The following is a 17694-nucleotide window of genomic DNA, read 5'->3' as shown; positions in this document are numbered from 1 at the left end:
ACGAACGGGAAACCTGCATTATGTTTATGTAGGCGCATGGATCTACAGTGCAATGTGTTTTCGAAAAATGATGAATTATAGAAGAAACAGAATGGTGGGAAAACCGGAACGAAACCTTTCGTTAATTTGATGCGTTTTCTGGAACTTTGTACTAGTAAATATACAATGCGCACTGAGGTACAATTGTGCAACTGGACGAAGATGTCAAAACGATCAAAAATATTGGAAAATCTATTGATCTTTTGTGCAAAAGGATATAAAATACAGTTACGAAAACGATTAAGGGATTTGAAATTGACTAGAAAGAATTGAGAGGCACGACGCAATGGTTTCTATGAAAGACATCGCTAAACAGTGCCATGTATCCATTGCCAGTGTCAGCAAGGCACTGAACGGGTATTCGGATATCGGAGAAGATACCAGGAATCTGATTATCAGAACTGCACACGAGATGGGATACCTTCCGAATTCTTCTGCAAGGGCACTGAAGACAAAGAAAAGCTACAATTTAGGAGTCCTTTTTGTAGATGCTGCCATGAACGGACTGACACATGAGTATTTCAATCATGTATTGGAAAGTTTCAAATATACAGCAGAAGAAAAGGGATATGACATCACATTTATTGCCGGACATGCAGGCGGACAGAACATGAGTTTTTATGAACGCTGCAGATACCGGGGAGTAGATGGAGTACTGGTAGCCTGTTTCAAGTACTACGAAGAAGATATTCAGGATCTGATCCGCTCAGACTTACCGGTGGTTACCATTGATCATACTTTTGAAGGTAAGATCGCAGTAGTTTCCAATAATGTGCAGGGTGTTGAAGAACTGGTGAATTACATTTACAGCATGGGACACAAGAAGATTGCTTACATTCACGGAGATGATACCCCGGTTACCAGGAACCGGCTCAGCGGGTTCTACCGGACAACCCAGAGATATGGGCTGGATATTCCAGATGAATACGTAAAACAAGCAGCTTACCGTAATCTGGAGATGGCAGCGAAAGCAACCGAAGAACTTCTGGATCTTCCTAATCCACCAACCTGTATCATGTACCCGGATGACTATGCAGCCGTCGGAGGCATGAATGTGATCAAAGAAAGAGGACTTCGGATACCGGAGGACATATCCGTTACCGGATACGATGGAATTGAACTGGTACGGATGATGGATCCGAAACTGACAACGCTTTGTCAGGATACCGGTAAGATCGGAAGTACCGCAGCTCACAAGTTGATCAATCTGATCGAGCATCCAAAGACAACACTGATTGATAAGTTTTCCATAGATGGGGTACTTTTCAAGGGTGCAACGGTCGCACGTAACAGAGAATGTTAACGCAGAGTGGAATCTGCGCAACAGATAGAAAGAACTTAATATCATATTTAAATTAAAGGAGGAAGTAACATCATGAAAAAGAGACAGGTAGTTAGTATCGCATTAGCATCTGCAATGGCAGCATCTATGGGATTATCCGCTGCAGCAGCTACAGATGTAGCAGCAACAGATCTGGCTTACAAGGGAGAGCTGGAACTGATGCACTACTCTACATCAGAAGAGGCTGATGGAAATGGTGGATCTGATGCATTCCGTACTACAATCGCTAACTGGGAAGCAGCTCATCCGGACATCACACTGAATCAGAACGTTATCGCTAACGCAGAGTACAAGACAGAGATTGCTACACTGGCAGCAGCTGATGACCTTCCGGATGTATTCTTACTTCAGGGTATGAACACTATCGCATGGGCAGATCAGGGTCTGGTTATGGATCTGACAGATACCATCAAAGCTTCACCATATTATGATCAGTATAATCAGGCATACTTCACACCATTCACAGTTGGTGACAAGATCTATGGATTCCCTGCACTGACAGGTGGTACCTGTACAGTAGTAATTTACGACAAACAGATGTGGAAAGATGCTGGATTCGATACATTCCCAAGCACATGGGAAGATGTAGAAAAAGCTTCCGAATACTTTAACGAACAGGGTATTACAACTATCGCATTTGGTAACGGCGGACAGTGGCAGGCTAACTCATGCTTCCTGTCAACTCTGGGCAACAGATACACAGGTCCGGAATGGTTCTCAAGCCTGATCGCAAAAGACGGCGCTGCATTCACAGATGATACATTCGTAGCGGCTCTGAAAGAAACACAGCATCTGTTCAACGAAACCAAGATCTTCAACGAAGACTTCAACGCAGTAACAAATGAAGATGCTCGTGAATACTACATCTCCGGCGATGCAGCAGCATTTATCGGTGGTAACTGGGATGAATCTTACATCTGGGCATCTCTGCAGGAAACAGATAAATTCGATCAGATCGGTTTTGCAGTACTTCCACAGCCGGCAGATGCAACAGAAGCTCCTAACTCACAGAATATTGGTCTTGGATATGCTATAGCAATCAATCCTAAGGTTGCAGAAGATCCTGATAAACTTGCAGCAGCAATCGATCTGGCTCAGGAACTTACAGGACCTGCATTTGCAAGCTATGTAGCTGAAAACTATGCACTTGGCGGACTTACCAAAGTGGATGATGTTGACCTTAGCGGATTCGATCAGATTACACAGGATTTCTACAACTGGTCTTATGTTGATACAGATCCTTGCGAAATCTATGACTCCTACATCGACAGTGCTGTATGGTCAGTTCTGAACACAGACCTTCAGACTATGATGAATGGTGAAATGAGCCCAGAAGACGTAGCAGCTAACGCACAGGCAGCTTACGAAGAAAACTACTTAAATAAATAAGCTATGCACTGAACAATCCGTGTAATTATAAGAAAATGAGAACCGCTCTGCCCGCGGCGTGAGTGGGCCGGGCGGTTCCTTTTTAAAAGAGGGAAAAGATTTATCATATAAGAATTCGCGGGGTTTTTCTTATATGATGAATCTACAAATCAGGAAGGAGAGGATTCGATGCTAAGTACTATAAAACCTAGTAAAAAAACCATATTTCTCTATCTTTTGGTTCCGGTGGCATTATTTGTGTTTACCGTATTTGTGCCATTGATTACAGCGCTGTTTTACAGCTTCTTTGACTGGAAAGGAGGTCCGGTAAAGACATTTTCCGGAATTTCCAACTATGCACAGTTATTCCATGACGGAACGTTCTGGACTGCATTCGGACATAACATTTATCTGGTAGTCATCTGTATCATCGGTCAGGTTGGTATTGCTTTTGTTCTGGTTATGATGGTAAATTCCAAGCTGGTGAAATTCAAAACGATTCACCGTACCTTTGGTTTCTTCCCAAGTACGATTGCAGCAGTTTGTATCGGTTTGATCTGGAATATGATCTACCACAATCAGTACGGTATCATTAACTGGTTCCTGAAAGCCATCGGCAGACCGGATCTGTGTCAGGTATGGCTGAACAATTCCAAGTGGGTTATGCTGTATGTATCCATCCCACTGATCTGGCAGTACATAGGTTATTACATGGTTATCATTCTTTCAGCAGTATCTTCTATTGATACAGAGATCTTTGAAAGTGCAGAGATCGATGGAGCCAATGGTTTCCAGAAGGCATTATATATTACTTTACCACTGATTAAGAACACTATGCTGGTTTGTATCACCCTGTGTGTAGCTGGTAACATGAAAGCATTTGATAACATCTATGTTATGACCAAGGGTGGTCCTGGAACAGCTTCTATGGTTATGGCAATGTATGGATACCAGGTATCCTTCAGTCAGACAAACATGGGATATGGTAGCTGTATTTCTGTAGCGATCTTCGTATTATCACTCCTGGTAATCGGCGGATCTCAGGGACTGATCAAGAGACTGACCAGAGAAAAGGAGGCATAGAACATGGATAAAAAAGCAAAAACAAACAGACCGGGTAAACTGATCGGCGGATTTTTCATGAATCTGGTTCTCTGGATTTTCTCACTGAGCTGTATTTTCCCGCTGGTATGGATGTTGTATTCTTCTTTTAAGGAAAAACGTGCATTTAATGCGGATATCATTGGACTGCCAAAGAGTCCGACACTGATCAACTATATCCGAATTCTGACCAATAAGGATTATCATCTGGGCGAGTCCATGTGGAACAGTGTACGTACTACCGTACTTTCCATTGTTCTGATTGTACTGTTCAGTTATGTTGTAGGTTACATTCTTGCAAGAGTACGTTTCAAGCTGAACCGTGTACTGTATGCCATGTTCCTGATGGGTATGCTGATTCCGGTACACTCACTGCTGGTACCAATCTATGTAGTATTCCGTAACTGCGGACTTTCCAACCGCTGGTTTACACTGCTTTTACCATATATATCCTTTGGACTTCCAATGGGTATCTTCCTGGTGGAAGGTTATGTGAAGGGTATACCGGTATCCTTGGAGGAAGCAGCGGCAATTGACGGAAGTACCTTCAGCAAGACTCTGTTCCAGGTAATTTTACCGATCTGCAAACCGATCCTGGTTACTGTGGCAATTATTCAGGTATTCTCCTGCTGGAATGAATTTTCTTTCGCATTGGTACTGATTAAGAGTGTAGGTCTGCAGACCGTACCTCTGGCACTGACACAGTTTAAGGGACAGTTCGCATCTGATTATCCAAAACAGATGGCTGCCATGCTGATTACGATGGCCCCGATCGTTGTGCTATATTTCGCTTTCAGCAAACAGATCATCAAAGGCATGGTATCAGGAGCTGTAAAAGGTTAACACGACAAAGGCTGCCGCAAGAGATTCTTGTGACAGCCTTATCGCGTTCAGAAGAAAAAGTAACTTGTCAACAGATATATCAGATGTGAGATGACTCCCACCTCTTTAGGGACGCCACTGAAAAACTGTTTTTACATACAATATATAGTAGCGCAAAACATATAAATATACTTTATCTTGTGCTACTTTGCGCAAAATAAGGACTTTTTCAGTGGCGTCCTTTAGGTGGCGAGGAGCAAATTAGTATCAGTGGTGGGAGTCAATCCCTCATCTGATATAGCCTCCGGCAGGATTGCAGAGATGCGCAAAAGAAATATGTCATGCTTTGCATGACGCGCATCTCGCAGCAAGAATGCCGAGGCATTCTTGAATTCATAGTAATAATGAAGAGAGACATAAACTCAGGAGGGTAAAAAGCGTGAAATTTACAGAAGGATTTTGGCTGAGAAGTGAGAGAAGTAATGGTCTGTTCGCAACAGAAGCTTATTATGTAGATGAGATTCCGGGCGGTATGCGAATCGTGGCACCGGCAGCTCATACGAATGACAGAGGCGGCACTCTGAATATGCCGACGATTACTATAGAATTTGTGGCACGCAATGACCGCACCATCGCAGTCAGCGCATGGCATTATGAAGGATACGATGCGCATCTGCCACAGTTTGAGAAGACAGAAGAGATCGGAGAAGCAACAGTTACTATCACTGAGGATGAAGCTCTCATGGATACGGGTGTGTTGCAGGTTCGTGTGAACCGGAAGCAGTTTTCCTATGCATTTGAAGCAGACGGCAAGGTATTGACTTCCTGTAATCTGCGTAACATAGGACTGATCCGCTGGGATAGACAGCCGAGTACGATGTTTGGAGAAGAAAATTATCTGACAGAAAAATATCATCCATATATGATGAACGAACTGTCTCTTTCCGTAGGAGAATGTGTCTATGGCCTGGGCGAGCGTTTTACCGCATTTGTGAAAAACGGTCAGACAGTAGATACCTGGAATGAAGATGGCGGAACCGCATCTCAGATTGCATACAAGAGCATTCCTTTTTATATGACCAATAAGGGATATGGTGTATTTGTAGACAGCACCGATCAGGTATCCTTTGAAGTAGCCAGCGAAAAAGTAGAATATGTGGGATTTTCTGTACCGGGCGAAAAGCTGAATTACGTATTTTTCTATGGTCCGTCACCAAAAGAGATCCTGAATCTGTATACAGCAATGCTGGGCAGACCGGCACTTCCGCCTGCATGGTCTTTCGGATTATGGCTGTCCACATCCTTTACGACCAATTATAATGAAGAAACCACCAGCTCTTTTATCAACGGTATGTTTGAGCGAGATATCCCTATGAGAGTATTCCATTTTGACTGTTTCTGGATGAGAGCATTCCACTGGTGTGACTTTGAATGGGACAAGGACTGCTTCCCGGATATTAAGGGAACCATTCAGAGATATCATGACAAGGGACTGAAGATCTGTGTATGGATTAATTCCTATATTGCACAGGGCACACCGTTCTTTAAAGAGGGCGCAGAAAAAGGTTATCTGCTGAAACGTGCAGACGGAAAGGGCGTATGGCAGACAGATAACTGGCAGGCAGGAATGGGACTTGTGGACTTCACCAATCCGGATGCAGTGAAATGGTATACAGACAAATTACGCACCCTTCTGGATGTGGGAGTTGACTGCTTCAAGACCGACTTTGGTGAGCGTATTCCGGTAGATGTGGTATATCACGATGGCAGTGATCCACATGCAATGCACAATTACTATACCTTCTTATATAATAAAGCGGTATTTAACCTGTTAAAAGAAGTAAAGGGAGAACAGGAAGCAGTACTGTTTGCCAGAAGTGCGACAGCAGGAAGTCAGCAGTTCCCGGTACACTGGGGAGGTGACTGCTTTGCAAACTACCCATCTATGGCGGAAACGCTGCGAGGCGGACTGTCCTTTGCCATGAGTGGATTCTCTTTCTGGAGCCATGATATCTCCGGATTTGAGAGTACCGCGACACCGGATCTGTATAAGAGATGGGCAGCGTTCGGACTGTTATCCAGCCACAGCCGTCTCCACGGATCAGGAAGCTATCGTGTACCGTGGCTGTTTGATGAGGAAGCCTGCGATGTAGTGGCTCATTTCTCTAAGCTGAAATGCAGACTGATGCCTTATCTGTATGCAAAAGCCATTGAAGCTCACAAAGAAGGCACACCGATGATGCGTCCGATGGTATTTGAATATATGAATGATCCTGCAGTGGCTTATCTGGACAGCCAGTACATGCTGGGAGATGCACTGTTGGCAGCACCGATCTTAAGAGAAGACAGCGTATGCCAGTATTATCTGCCGAAGGGAGTATGGACCCATTTGCTCAGCGGAGAAGTCAGAAGAGGCGGCTGCTGGCAGGAAGATACTTATGATTACTTCTCACTGCCGTTGTATGTAAGAGAAAATACACTGCTGGCGGTAGGACGGGAAAATCATAAGCCAGATTATGACTACGAGAATCAGATGGATCTCATGTTGTACCAGCTTCAGAATGGTGCGGAAGCAGTGTGTGAAGTACCGGATGTGGATGGAAACATTATAAATGTGATCCGTGCAAAGAGAAGAGGTCAGAAGATTGAACTGACTTCTGAGAAGCCGATGCCGCTGATGAAGCTGACACTGTATATGGGAACAGAAAAAACTGAATATACCATTGAGAGAGGAGAACAGCATGTTTGCACAGAAATTAAATAAGAACTGGAGCATGCGCCGTGTGGGAGATGAAGAATTCTGGGAAGCAGTGGTTCCCGGAACTGTTTACACAGATTTGCTGCGCAATGAACAGATGGAAGATCCTTTTTTCAAGGATAATGAAGACAAAGCGTTGAAACTGATGGATGAAGATTACGAATACCATACCGTATTTGACTGTGAGCCGGAAGTAATGAAGGCAAAACACCAGATTCTTCATTTTGACGGAATTGACACGATTGCAGACCTGTATCTGAACAGCACAAAGCTGGGAGAAGTATGCAATATGCACCGTATCTGGGAATATGATGTGACTGGAATGATCCACGAGACAGGTAACGAACTTCGGGTGGTATTCCATTCTCCGACTAAATACATCGCAGAAGCTTTTCAGATCAGCCAGACTCACGGATCAGAAGATGCCATGGACGGATTCGTCAACATTCGTAAGGCACACTGCATGTTTGGATGGGACTGGGGTGCACATCTTCCGGATGCCGGACTGTTCCGCCCGGTAAACCTGCTGGGTGTGGAAGAAGCCAGAATTGACAGTGTATACATCACACAGGAGCATCTGACTGATAAAGTGCTGCTTCATCTGGACGTTGAGATCGAAGAACTGGAAAAGACCGGACAGGACTGGCAATATCATGTAAAAGTAACTGCGCCGGATGGCAGTGTTGTGGCAGACAGCCGGGATCCAAGAACTGTGACTATAGAGCATCCACAGCTCTGGTGGCCAAATGGTTACGGTGAACAGAATCTGTATCAGGTAGAAGTAACTCTCCTGCGCGGGGAAGAAGAGCTGGATGTATGGAGCCGACGAATTGGTCTTCGCACGATGACCATGCACAGAGAAAAAGATCAGTGGGGCGAAAGCTTCAACTGTAGAGTCAATGGTGTGGACATCTTTGCCATGGGTGCTGACTACATTCCGGAAGACCATCTCCTCGGACGTGTCACACCGGAGACTACCAGAAAACTTCTGGAAAAGGGTATCTGGGCAAATTATAACTCTGTTCGTGTATGGGGCGGCGGATACTATCCGGAAGACTGGTTCTATGATCTGTGTGATGAACTGGGTCTGGTGGTATGGCAGGACTTCATGTTTGCCTGTGCTGTATATGATCTGACACCAGAATTCGAAGAAAATATCAGGGCAGAGTTTATTGATAATGTAAAACGAATTCGCCATCATGCCAGTCTGGGACTGTGGTGTGGCAATAACGAGATGGAAGACTTTGTGGCTCAGCATAATGAGTGGGTTACCAAGCAGACAGAAGTGCGTGATTATATCCTGATGTATGAACGGATCATTCCGGAAATTCTGAAAGAATATGATCCGAACACCTTCTATTGGCCATCCAGCCCATCATCAGGCGGAAGTTTCGATGACCCGCAGGATCCGAACAGAGGAGATGTGCATTACTGGCAGGTATGGCATGGTAATAAGCCATTTACCGAATACCGTAAGTATTATTTCCGTTATCTGTCAGAGTTTGGTTTCCAGTCCTTCCCGACCATGAAGACCATTGAAAAGATCAGTGATGATCCGGCAGATTATAATATTTTCTCTTATATAATGGAAAAGCATCAGAGAAACGGCAGTGCCAATGGCAAGATCATGAACTACATGCAGCAGACCTACCGCTATCCGTCTGAATTTACTACGGTGCTGTATGCATCTCAGCTTCTGCAGGCAGACGGTATTCGATATGGCGTAGAACATTTCCGCCGGAACCGCGGACGCTGTATGGGAGCCATTTACTGGCAGTTCAATGACTGCTGGCCGGTAGCTTCCTGGTCTTCTGTAGATTACTGCGGCAGACTGAAAGCACTGCATTACTATGCAAAACGATTCTTTGCGCCGCTGATGCTCTCCTGCGAGGAACAGGGACTGATGACAGCCGGCAAAGACCTGAACCGTCAGTACTTTGATTTTGAAAAATCCATCCGTCTGAATGTGGCTAACGAGACCCGCACAGATATGGATGTGACTGTCCGCTGGGCACTTAGAAAAGCCTCCGCGGAGATCATAAAGAGCGGCGAAACGGAGGTACATGTTCCGGCACTGACCAGTGTATGGCTGGACAAAGAAGAATTCCCGGAAGCCAATATCTACGAAGAATATATCAGCTATGAGATGGAAAAAGACGGAGAGATCATCTCCGAAGGCACCGTGAACTTCTCTTATCCGAAGTACTTCCGTTATCAGGATCCACAGCTTACTGCAAAAGTAATCGGTGATGAGATTGAGATTACTGCATCTGCTTATGCCAAGAGCGTAGAGATCCTGAATGAAAACGAAGACCTGATTCTGTCAGATAACTATTTCGACATGAACGCAGGAACGAAGAGAGTGAAGATCGAAGCAGGGGATCCATCCGTTCTCCGTCTGAGAAGTGTCTATGACATTCATTAGAAGATAACAGAATAAATGAGAAAACCAGAAGGCATCCGGGATATTCGGGTGCCTTCGGTGCTTTTACAGTAACGATGCTATCCGGTTCTTATGCAAATTTACCGGAAAAGACTTCGACAACAGGTATGTTTTATGTTATACTTGCTATAGATTTATGCGTAAAAACATACACGGAAGGAGGCAGGGGGGAATTGGAAAATTATGCCATTGAGATGCTGAATATTACAAAGTGTTTTCCGGGCATTATTGCCAATGATAATATTACACTGCAGTTAAAAAAGGGTGAGATCCACGCACTGCTGGGAGAGAATGGTGCTGGTAAGTCTACTTTGATGAGTGTATTATTTGGTCTGTATCAGCCTGAAGAAGGAGAGATCCGCAAGGACGGAAAGAAAGTGGAGATCAAGGATCCGAATGATGCCAATGATCTGGGAATTGGAATGGTGCATCAGCACTTTAAGCTGGTGGAATGTTTCAGTGTCCTGGATAATATTATTCTTGGTGTAGAGACTACGAAGCATGGATTCCTGCAGAAGGAAGAAGCGCGGAAAAAGGTTATGGCGTTATCTGAAAAATATGGACTGCAGGTAGAACCGGATGCTTTGATCGAAGACATTACCGTAGGTATGCAGCAGAGAACCGAGATCCTTAAGATGCTGTACCGGGATAATGAGATCCTGATTTTTGATGAGCCGACGGCTGTTCTGACTCCGCAGGAGATTCAGGAACTGATGAAGATCATGAAAAACCTGGCAGCAGAGGGCAAGAGTATTTTGTTTATTACGCACAAGCTGTCAGAGATCATGCAGGTATCCGACCGCTGCACTGTATTGCGTAAGGGTAAATATGTAGGTACCGTTGAGACTAAGGATACCACGCCGGAAAAACTGTCTGCCATGATGGTTGGGCGAGATGTGAATTTTGCAGTAGAGAAGAAGGAATGTGAACCGGGAGATGTGGTACTGGATGTGCAGAACATGACCGTAGCATCCAAACGCCATAAGAACAATGCGGTGAATAACGTATCCCTTCAGGTTCACCGTGGAGAGATTGTCTGTATTGCCGGTATTGATGGAAACGGACAGACAGAGTTTGTCTATGGACTAACCGGACTAGAGCCGTTAAAAGAAGGAAAAGTCATCCTGAATGGGGAAGACATCACCCACGCATCCATCCGTGAACGTTCCAAAAAGGGTATGAGCCATATTCCGGAAGACCGTCACAAGCATGGTCTGGTGCTGGATTACAGCCTGGAGTACAATATGGTGCTGCAGAGATATTTTGAACCACAGTTTACCAGCAAAGGTGGTTTCCTGAAAAAAGGAGCTATCCGTTCTTACGCCAAGAAACTGATTGATCAGTACGATGTACGTTCCGGTCAGGGACCGATTACGATTGCCAGATCTATGTCCGGAGGTAACCAACAGAAGGCCATCATTGCCCGTGAGATTGACAAGGATCCGGAACTGCTGGTAGCAGTGCAGCCAACCCGTGGGCTGGACGTCGGTGCGATTGAATATATCCACAGCCAGCTTGTGGCACAGAGAGACGCAGGCAAGGGCGTGCTTCTGGTCAGCCTGGAACTGGATGAGGTTATGAATGTATCTGACCGTATTCTTGTTATGTACGAAGGCGAGATTGTAGGAGAATTCGATCCGAAAAAAGTAACAGTAGAAGAACTTGGTCTGTACATGGCAGGCGCAAAGAGAAAGGAGGCCTTAAGGGATGAATAACAATGAGAAATCCAAAGGAAGCCTTTTGAGAAACGGGGCAGTGCAGTCTCTGATTGCGTCCGTGATCTGTATTATCATAGGTCTTCTGATTGGTTATGTTGTATTACTTATTATCAATCCGGCAGGTGCAGCGGGAGCCATCGTTGCGATTTTAAAGAACTTTATGTATTACCCGTCAGTCGTAAAGGCGACACAGTATTTCGGAAGTACGCTGGTGAAAGCGTGTCCGCTGCTGTTGTGCTCTCTGTCCGTGCTGTTTGCCTACAAGGTGGGGCTGTTTAACATCGGAGCAGCAGGACAGTATGTGGCAGGTGCAGGTGCATGCCTGTATTTTGCACTGGGATTCAAGATGCCGTGGTATGTATGTGTGCTGGCAGCAATTGTCGTAGCAGCAGCTCTGGCAGCTGTTTCCGGTATTCTGAAGGCATACTGCAATGTAAACGAAGTTATTTCCTGTATTATGCTGAACTGGATCTCCCTGTATGTGGTAAACATGCTGCTATCCACAGTAAAAGATCCGTCCAGCCCGTATTCTCTGGCACTGGGATCCACCAATGCGGCAGCAGCTCTGCCTACACTGGGACTGGAAAAATTATTTGCAAATAATAAATACGTATCCATTGCCCTTCCATTGTCTGTAATCGTTGCGATTCTGGTATGGATACTTCTGGAAAAAACAAAACTTGGATATGAACTGAAAGCCACCGGTCTGAATAAACAGGCAGCAAAATACTGTGGTATGAAGGAAAAATACAATATCATCCTGACCATGGTGATCGCCGGTGCTCTGGCAGGGCTGGGTGCATCCTTCTACTACCTGACAGGTGTGGAACAGTGGGCAGTAACCCAGACCAGTGTCCCTGGTATGGGATTTAACGGAATCGCGGCAGCATTCCTGGGAGGTCTGCATCCGATCGGAGCGATCTTCTCCTCCTACTTTATTCAGCACATTACCAGTGGGGGCGCTTACGTGGATAAGTCTATGTACTGTTCCCAGATTTCAGATTTTATCTCAGCACTGATTATTTACCTGTGCGGTTTCGTATTCTTCTTCAAACTGTGGATGAACCACATGCTGGATAAGAGAGACGAAAAACGTGCGATGAAAGAAGAGAAGGGAGGCGAAGCATAATGTTACTTCTGATTCAATATACATTAATATTTGCTTCCGTTTTAATTCTGGTGGCACTGGGTGGATGCTTTTCCGAGCACAGTGGGGTTATTAATATCGGACTGGAAGGTATCATGGTTATGGGAGCTCTGGGAGGAGCACTGATGCTGCGCTTCCTTTCACCGGATCTGCCGGCAGTGGTAATTATTCTGCTGGTTATGCTGGCAAGTATTGCGGTTGGTATGGTATATTCCCTGCTCCTTGCAGTGGCAGCCATTAATTTCAAGGCAGACCAGACCCTGGTCGGTACCGCCCTGAACCTGTTGGGAACGGCAGCGGCAGTTGTTGTGGTAAGAGCTATCAACATGGCAGCAGATCCGAATAATGTATCTTCTACTGTATCCTATATTGCTACCAAGAAGGCATTACTGGTCAGAATCGGAGGCTTTGAATTTAACTGGTTCATGCTGGTAGCACTGCTTGCATTAATAATCTCTTATGTAGTATTATATAAGATGCGGTTCGGACTTCGTCTTCAGGCGTGTGGAGAACATCCTCAGGCAGCGGATTCTGTAGGTATTAACGTACAGAAGATGCGTTATGCGGGTGTGCTGATCTCCGGTGTGCTGGGAGGACTGGGCGGAATCGTATATATTACAGCCGGTGTAAGCGAATGGAAGTTTGAAAATGGTGTGGCAGGATTTGGATTCCTGGCTCTGGCAGTTATGATTTTTGGACAGTGGAAGCCAGTCAATATCGGTCTGGCAGCCCTTCTTTTCGGAATGTTCCGGGCATTGTCTAATGTATATAATGGTTTCGGAGCTCTGGCAGCCCTGCACATTCCAAGTACGGTATACAATATGCTGCCATATATTATTTCCCTTATTGTTCTGGCATTTACCTCCCAGAAATCAAGGGCACCAAAGGCCGAAGGTATTCCGTACGATAAAGGACAAAGATAACACAGATGAACTAATAACAGCCCGCCGGCGTGATGACAGAAGAGAAACTCTTGTTACTGTGAATAGTAGCGAACTCTCAGAACAGACATCCGTTCGGCGGATTTTTTAAAGGAGAACAATGATGAAATATGATGTGATTATTGTGGGCGCAGGCCCTGGAGGAATTTTTTCCTCTTATGAACTGGTAAAATTAAATCCAAATCTGAAAATTGCAGTATTTGAATCCGGATATTCCCTGGAAAAGCGTCACTGCCCGATCGATGGCGACAAGGTAAAGAACTGTATCAAGTGTAAGACTTGTGCGATTATGAGCGGCTTCGGTGGTGCCGGCGCATTTTCAGATGGAAAATATAATATTACCAATGACTTTGGCGGAACCCTGTACGAATATATCGGCAGAAAGGAAGCCATGGATCTGATGAAGTACGTAGATGAGATCAACGTAAAACATGGTGGAGAGGGAACGAAGATGTACTCGACAGCCGGAACCGGGCTGAAAAAAGTCTGTATGCAGAATAAGTTAAAGCTTCTGGATGCGTCTGTACGTCATCTGGGAACGGACATCAACTATGTGGTACTGGAAAACCTGTATGCAGAGTTAAAGGACAAAGTAGATTTTCATTTCCATACACCGGTAAGCAGTGTGGAAGTCATGGACGGCGGCTATCGTGTGGTGACAGAGAAAGAAAGCTATGAATGTGAGAAATGTATCATTTCTGTTGGAAGAAGCGGAAGCAAATGGATGGAGACAGTTTGTAAGGAACTGGATATTCCGACCAAGTCCAACCGTGTAGATATCGGAGTCCGTGTAGAACTTCCGGCAGTGATTTTCTCAGATCTGACAGATGAACTTTATGAAAGTAAGATTGTATACCGTACAGAGAAGTTCGAGGATAATGTACGTACCTTCTGTATGAACCCTTACGGAAGTGTAGTAAATGAAAATACCAACGGCATCGTAACGGTAAACGGACACAGCTTTGAGGATCCGGCAAAACGTACAGAGAATACCAACTTTGCCCTTCTGGTGGCAAAGCATTTTTCCGAGCCATTTAAGGACAGTAACGGATATGGCGAAAGCATTGCCAGACTGTCCAATATGCTGGGTGGAGGCGTCATTGTACAGCGGTTCGGTGATCTGGTAAGAGGAAGACGAAGCAATGCCAAGAGAATTGAGGAAGGACTGGTAACACCGACTCTGTCAGCAACACCGGGTGATCTGAGCCTGGTACTGCCGAAGCGTATTCTGGATGGTATTATTGAGATGATTTACGCACTGGACAAGATCGCACCGGGAACAGCCAATGATGATACACTGCTGTATGGTGTGGAAGTAAAATTCTACAATATGGAAGTAGAACTGGATGAGAACCTGGAAAGCAAACATAAGGGATTGTATGTCATCGGTGATGGAAGCGGGGTAACTCATTCCCTGTCACATGCTTCCGCAAGTGGAGTTTATGTGGCAAGAAAAATTGTAAACGGATAATGAAATGATTGGAGATGGAGGCTGCCAATATGACAGGTGGAAAACCAAGGGTATTGATTATAGAGAAGTCCAATGAAAAACGGACGACACTAAAGAATATCCTTCGGAATGGTTTTCAGATTCTGGAGGCGAAAGACGAAAGAGAAGCAGCTGAATTACTAAAGAAGAGTGGTGTAGATCTGTGTGTGATGCGGCCGGACAGGTACCTGGTACTGACCGGGCAGACAGCCATTTATTCTGCACAGTTAAAGCGCCTGGAGAAGCAGGCATCACTGGATCCACTGACAGGACTCCTGAACCACGCAGCTGCAAGAAAGAGAATCGAAGAACGGCTGCACTATAAGGAAGAAAGTGAGTTTGCATTTATCATTTTTGACCTGGATTATTTCAAACTCGCCAATGACACTTATGGACATAAGTTCGGGGATGACGTGCTGATTTACATAGCAAAGATTCTGCACAGTGTGCTGCGCAAAGAGGACCTGGCAGTACGGATTGGCGGGGATGAGTTTCTGATTATACTGGAATATCATGAGGATATAGAGCCTGTGGTAGAACGTATTTTTCAAATACTGAAGGGAAATTACGAACATTTTCCGATCTCGATCAGTATGGGAATCAGTATAACCGGAAACAGTATCAGGGAATATGACATTCTGTTTAAGCGGGCAGATAAGGCACTTTATGCAGCCAAACGCGGCGGCAGAGGACGGTATGTATTTTATGATGATATGATGGACAATATGTTTTCTGTATTATCTCCGATTGAAGGAGTGAAAGAAGGTAAAAGAGGATTAGCATGAAAGGACAGACAGAAGAAGCAAAGATAAGTACAAAAAACAGTGTCAGGAGACTGGTGATGGTGGCAATTGCTGTATTGCTTCAGGTAGCATGGATCATCGGGCTGGCAGTGAGACTGACGAAGTATTATGCGGCAATTTCCACACTGGCAAGTGTATTGGCATTGCTGCTGGTATTCCGCGTGTATGGACTGCGGATTAATTCTGCTTACAAGATATCCTGGATTATTTTGATTGAACTGTTTCCGATCCTGGGTGTATGCCTGTATCTGATGTTTGGACGAACAGGAGCTCTGGGACCAATGCGGAAGTGGTTTGACAAGGTACATAAGGCTTATGCACATTTGTTACCACAGGATGAGACAACTGTGGATAAGTTGGAAAATGTCGACGCAGGTCTTGCCAGACAATCAGAGTATCTCCGTAAAGGTGCCGGATATCCGGTCTATCAGAATACGGATGTGGAGTTTTACGGAGACACGGTGCAGGCACTGGAGGCGCAGAAGGCAGAGATGCGCCGTGCACAGAAGTTTATTTTCATGGAATATCATGCCATTGAGGATTCCGTTGCGTGGAGAGGAATCGAAGAGATTCTGGTGGAAAAAGCGGCAGAAGGGCTGGATGTACGTGTTTTCTATGATGATATGGGCAGTATTGGTTTCATCAATAAAGATTTCATGGAAAAAATGAAACGAAAAGGAATCCAATGCAGGGTGTTTAATCCATTAATGCCGATTCTGAATGTATTTATGAATAACCGGGATCACAGGAAGATTACAGTGATTGACGGAAAAGTCGGATTTACCGGAGGGTATAATCTGGCAAATGAGTATTTTAACCTGACACATCCTTACGGACAGTGGAAAGATTCCGGTGTGAAACTGACAGGAGATGCAGTGCGCAGCCTGACACTGATCTTTATGGAGATGTGGAATGCCACGCAGAAGGAACAGGAAGATCCGATACCGTATCTGTTAAAGCCAGCTTACCGCTCAGCAGAGGGCGGTTATGTACAGCCTTATGCTGACAGTCCATTGGATGGCGAGCGTACCGGGGAAAATGTCTATCTGAATATGATCAAGAGTGCGAAGAAATATATCTATATCACCACCCCGTATCTGATTATCAGTGATGAGATGCAGCGTACGCTGATACTGGCAGCGAAAAGCGGCGTGGATGTGCGGATTATTACGCCGGGTATTCCGGATAAGCCGCTGATCTATAAAGTTACCAGAAGCTATTATGCAGGTCTGGCAGCCGAAGGGATACGGATCTACGAATATACACCTGGTTTTATTCATTCCAAGCAGATGGTCTGTGACGACGAAGTGGCGGTTGTGGGTACGATCAATATGGACTTCCGCAGCCTGTATCTGCACTTTGAGAATGCATGCTGGTTTGCAAAATGCAGAGCAGTGTTAGCAGTCCGACATGATTTTGAAACACTCTTTCCGGTCTGCCGGGAAGTAACCGAGAAATACTGCCAGAAACGGTCACTGGCACTGCGGGGATGGGAATGCATCCTGCGGATGTTCAGTCCGCTGATGTAAAGAAAAGGCAGTGATTGTGTGTGATCACTGCCTTTTTTATATGCAGTGTGTCCAGCGAAGCTGAACCACACTAGCCGGTGTAAGTCCGGTCACGGTAATCGCCAGTGAGCCGTGTAGCTAAACTCGGTGCGTTGCAGTAATGCAGGGTACTAAGCGAGTGGATAAAGTAACCTCGGTAAGAGGGGCGAGCAATT

At 45.2% G+C, this 17694-nt stretch carries 12 protein-coding genes; all 12 read left to right on the top strand.

Features of this window, described 5'->3' with window-relative positions; translation table 11 throughout:
* Positions 1 to 325: 325 nt before the first annotated feature.
* The 12 genes from H8716_RS08810 to cls all read left to right on the top strand — a co-directional run bounded on the left by H8716_RS08810 (position 326) and on the right by cls (position 17500).
* The gene (locus H8716_RS08810) at positions 326 to 1342 is read left to right on the top strand and encodes a LacI family DNA-binding transcriptional regulator (protein ID WP_249308215.1); all 1017 of its coding nucleotides are present in this window, start codon (positions 326 to 328) and stop codon (positions 1340 to 1342) included.
* Between the two features lie 72 nt (positions 1343 to 1414).
* On the top strand, positions 1415 to 2770 hold the full coding sequence (locus H8716_RS08805; protein ID WP_249308213.1) for a type 2 periplasmic-binding domain-containing protein: 1356 nt from the start codon (positions 1415 to 1417) through the stop codon (positions 2768 to 2770).
* A 168-nt stretch (positions 2771 to 2938) separates the two neighbouring features.
* Complete coding sequence (locus H8716_RS08800; RefSeq protein ID WP_249308212.1) at positions 2939 to 3832, top strand: carbohydrate ABC transporter permease; 894 nt, start codon at positions 2939 to 2941, stop codon at positions 3830 to 3832.
* Positions 3833 to 3835: 3 nt separating this feature from the next.
* Complete coding sequence (locus H8716_RS08795) at positions 3836 to 4693, top strand: carbohydrate ABC transporter permease (RefSeq protein WP_249308210.1); 858 nt, start codon at positions 3836 to 3838, stop codon at positions 4691 to 4693.
* A 418-nt stretch (positions 4694 to 5111) separates the two neighbouring features.
* Positions 5112 to 7436, top strand: coding sequence for an alpha-xylosidase (gene yicI, locus H8716_RS08790; RefSeq protein ID WP_249308208.1), 2325 nt, complete (start codon positions 5112 to 5114; stop codon positions 7434 to 7436).
* Positions 7414 to 9855, top strand: a complete 2442-nt coding sequence (locus H8716_RS08785; RefSeq protein WP_249308206.1) for a beta-mannosidase — start codon at positions 7414 to 7416, stop codon at positions 9853 to 9855. The genes yicI and H8716_RS08785 overlap by 23 nt, the downstream gene beginning before the upstream one ends.
* 191 nt (positions 9856 to 10046) lie before the next feature.
* A complete protein-coding gene (locus H8716_RS08780) occupies positions 10047 to 11588 on the top strand; it encodes an ABC transporter ATP-binding protein (protein WP_330606536.1) in 1542 nt (513 codons plus the stop codon).
* On the top strand, positions 11581 to 12720 hold the full coding sequence (locus H8716_RS08775; protein ID WP_249308205.1) for an ABC transporter permease: 1140 nt from the start codon (positions 11581 to 11583) through the stop codon (positions 12718 to 12720). The genes H8716_RS08780 and H8716_RS08775 overlap by 8 nt, the downstream gene beginning before the upstream one ends.
* Complete coding sequence (locus H8716_RS08770; protein WP_249308204.1) at positions 12720 to 13661, top strand: ABC transporter permease; 942 nt, start codon at positions 12720 to 12722, stop codon at positions 13659 to 13661. Before H8716_RS08775 ends, H8716_RS08770 begins: the two co-directional genes overlap by 1 nt.
* Before the next feature lie 121 nt (positions 13662 to 13782).
* The gene (locus H8716_RS08765; RefSeq protein WP_249308459.1) at positions 13783 to 15150 is read left to right on the top strand and encodes an NAD(P)/FAD-dependent oxidoreductase; all 1368 of its coding nucleotides are present in this window, start codon (positions 13783 to 13785) and stop codon (positions 15148 to 15150) included.
* Between the two features lie 29 nt (positions 15151 to 15179).
* Complete coding sequence (locus H8716_RS08760; RefSeq protein ID WP_249308203.1) at positions 15180 to 15953, top strand: diguanylate cyclase domain-containing protein; 774 nt, start codon at positions 15180 to 15182, stop codon at positions 15951 to 15953.
* Entirely contained in the window at positions 15950 to 17500 is a 1551-nt protein-coding gene (gene cls / locus H8716_RS08755; protein ID WP_249308201.1) for a cardiolipin synthase, read from the top strand. Before H8716_RS08760 ends, cls begins: the two co-directional genes overlap by 4 nt.
* Positions 17501 to 17694: the final 194 nt, after the last annotated feature.

Source organism: Jingyaoa shaoxingensis, assembly GCF_014385005.1.
Classification (GTDB): Bacteria; Bacillota; Clostridia; order Lachnospirales; family Lachnospiraceae; genus Marvinbryantia; species Marvinbryantia shaoxingensis.
The sequence above is the reverse complement of the archived record's forward strand: the minus strand, read 5'-3'. Positions and strand labels throughout refer to the sequence as shown.

Coding starts and splice junctions, on each gene's coding strand:
- cls (WP_249308201.1), top strand. CDS start 15,950: ATGAAAGGACAGACAGAAGAAGCAAAGATAAGTACAAAAAACAGTGTC.
- H8716_RS08805 (WP_249308213.1), top strand. CDS start 1,415: ATGAAAAAGAGACAGGTAGTTAGTATCGCATTAGCATCTGCAATGGCA.
- H8716_RS08775 (WP_249308205.1), top strand. CDS start 11,581: ATGAATAACAATGAGAAATCCAAAGGAAGCCTTTTGAGAAACGGGGCA.
- H8716_RS08765 (WP_249308459.1), top strand. CDS start 13,783: ATGAAATATGATGTGATTATTGTGGGCGCAGGCCCTGGAGGAATTTTT.
- H8716_RS08795 (WP_249308210.1), top strand. CDS start 3,836: ATGGATAAAAAAGCAAAAACAAACAGACCGGGTAAACTGATCGGCGGA.
- H8716_RS08785 (WP_249308206.1), top strand. CDS start 7,414: ATGTTTGCACAGAAATTAAATAAGAACTGGAGCATGCGCCGTGTGGGA.
- H8716_RS08800 (WP_249308212.1), top strand. CDS start 2,939: ATGCTAAGTACTATAAAACCTAGTAAAAAAACCATATTTCTCTATCTT.
- H8716_RS08810 (WP_249308215.1), top strand. CDS start 326: ATGGTTTCTATGAAAGACATCGCTAAACAGTGCCATGTATCCATTGCC.
- H8716_RS08760 (WP_249308203.1), top strand. CDS start 15,180: ATGACAGGTGGAAAACCAAGGGTATTGATTATAGAGAAGTCCAATGAA.
- H8716_RS08770 (WP_249308204.1), top strand. CDS start 12,720: ATGTTACTTCTGATTCAATATACATTAATATTTGCTTCCGTTTTAATT.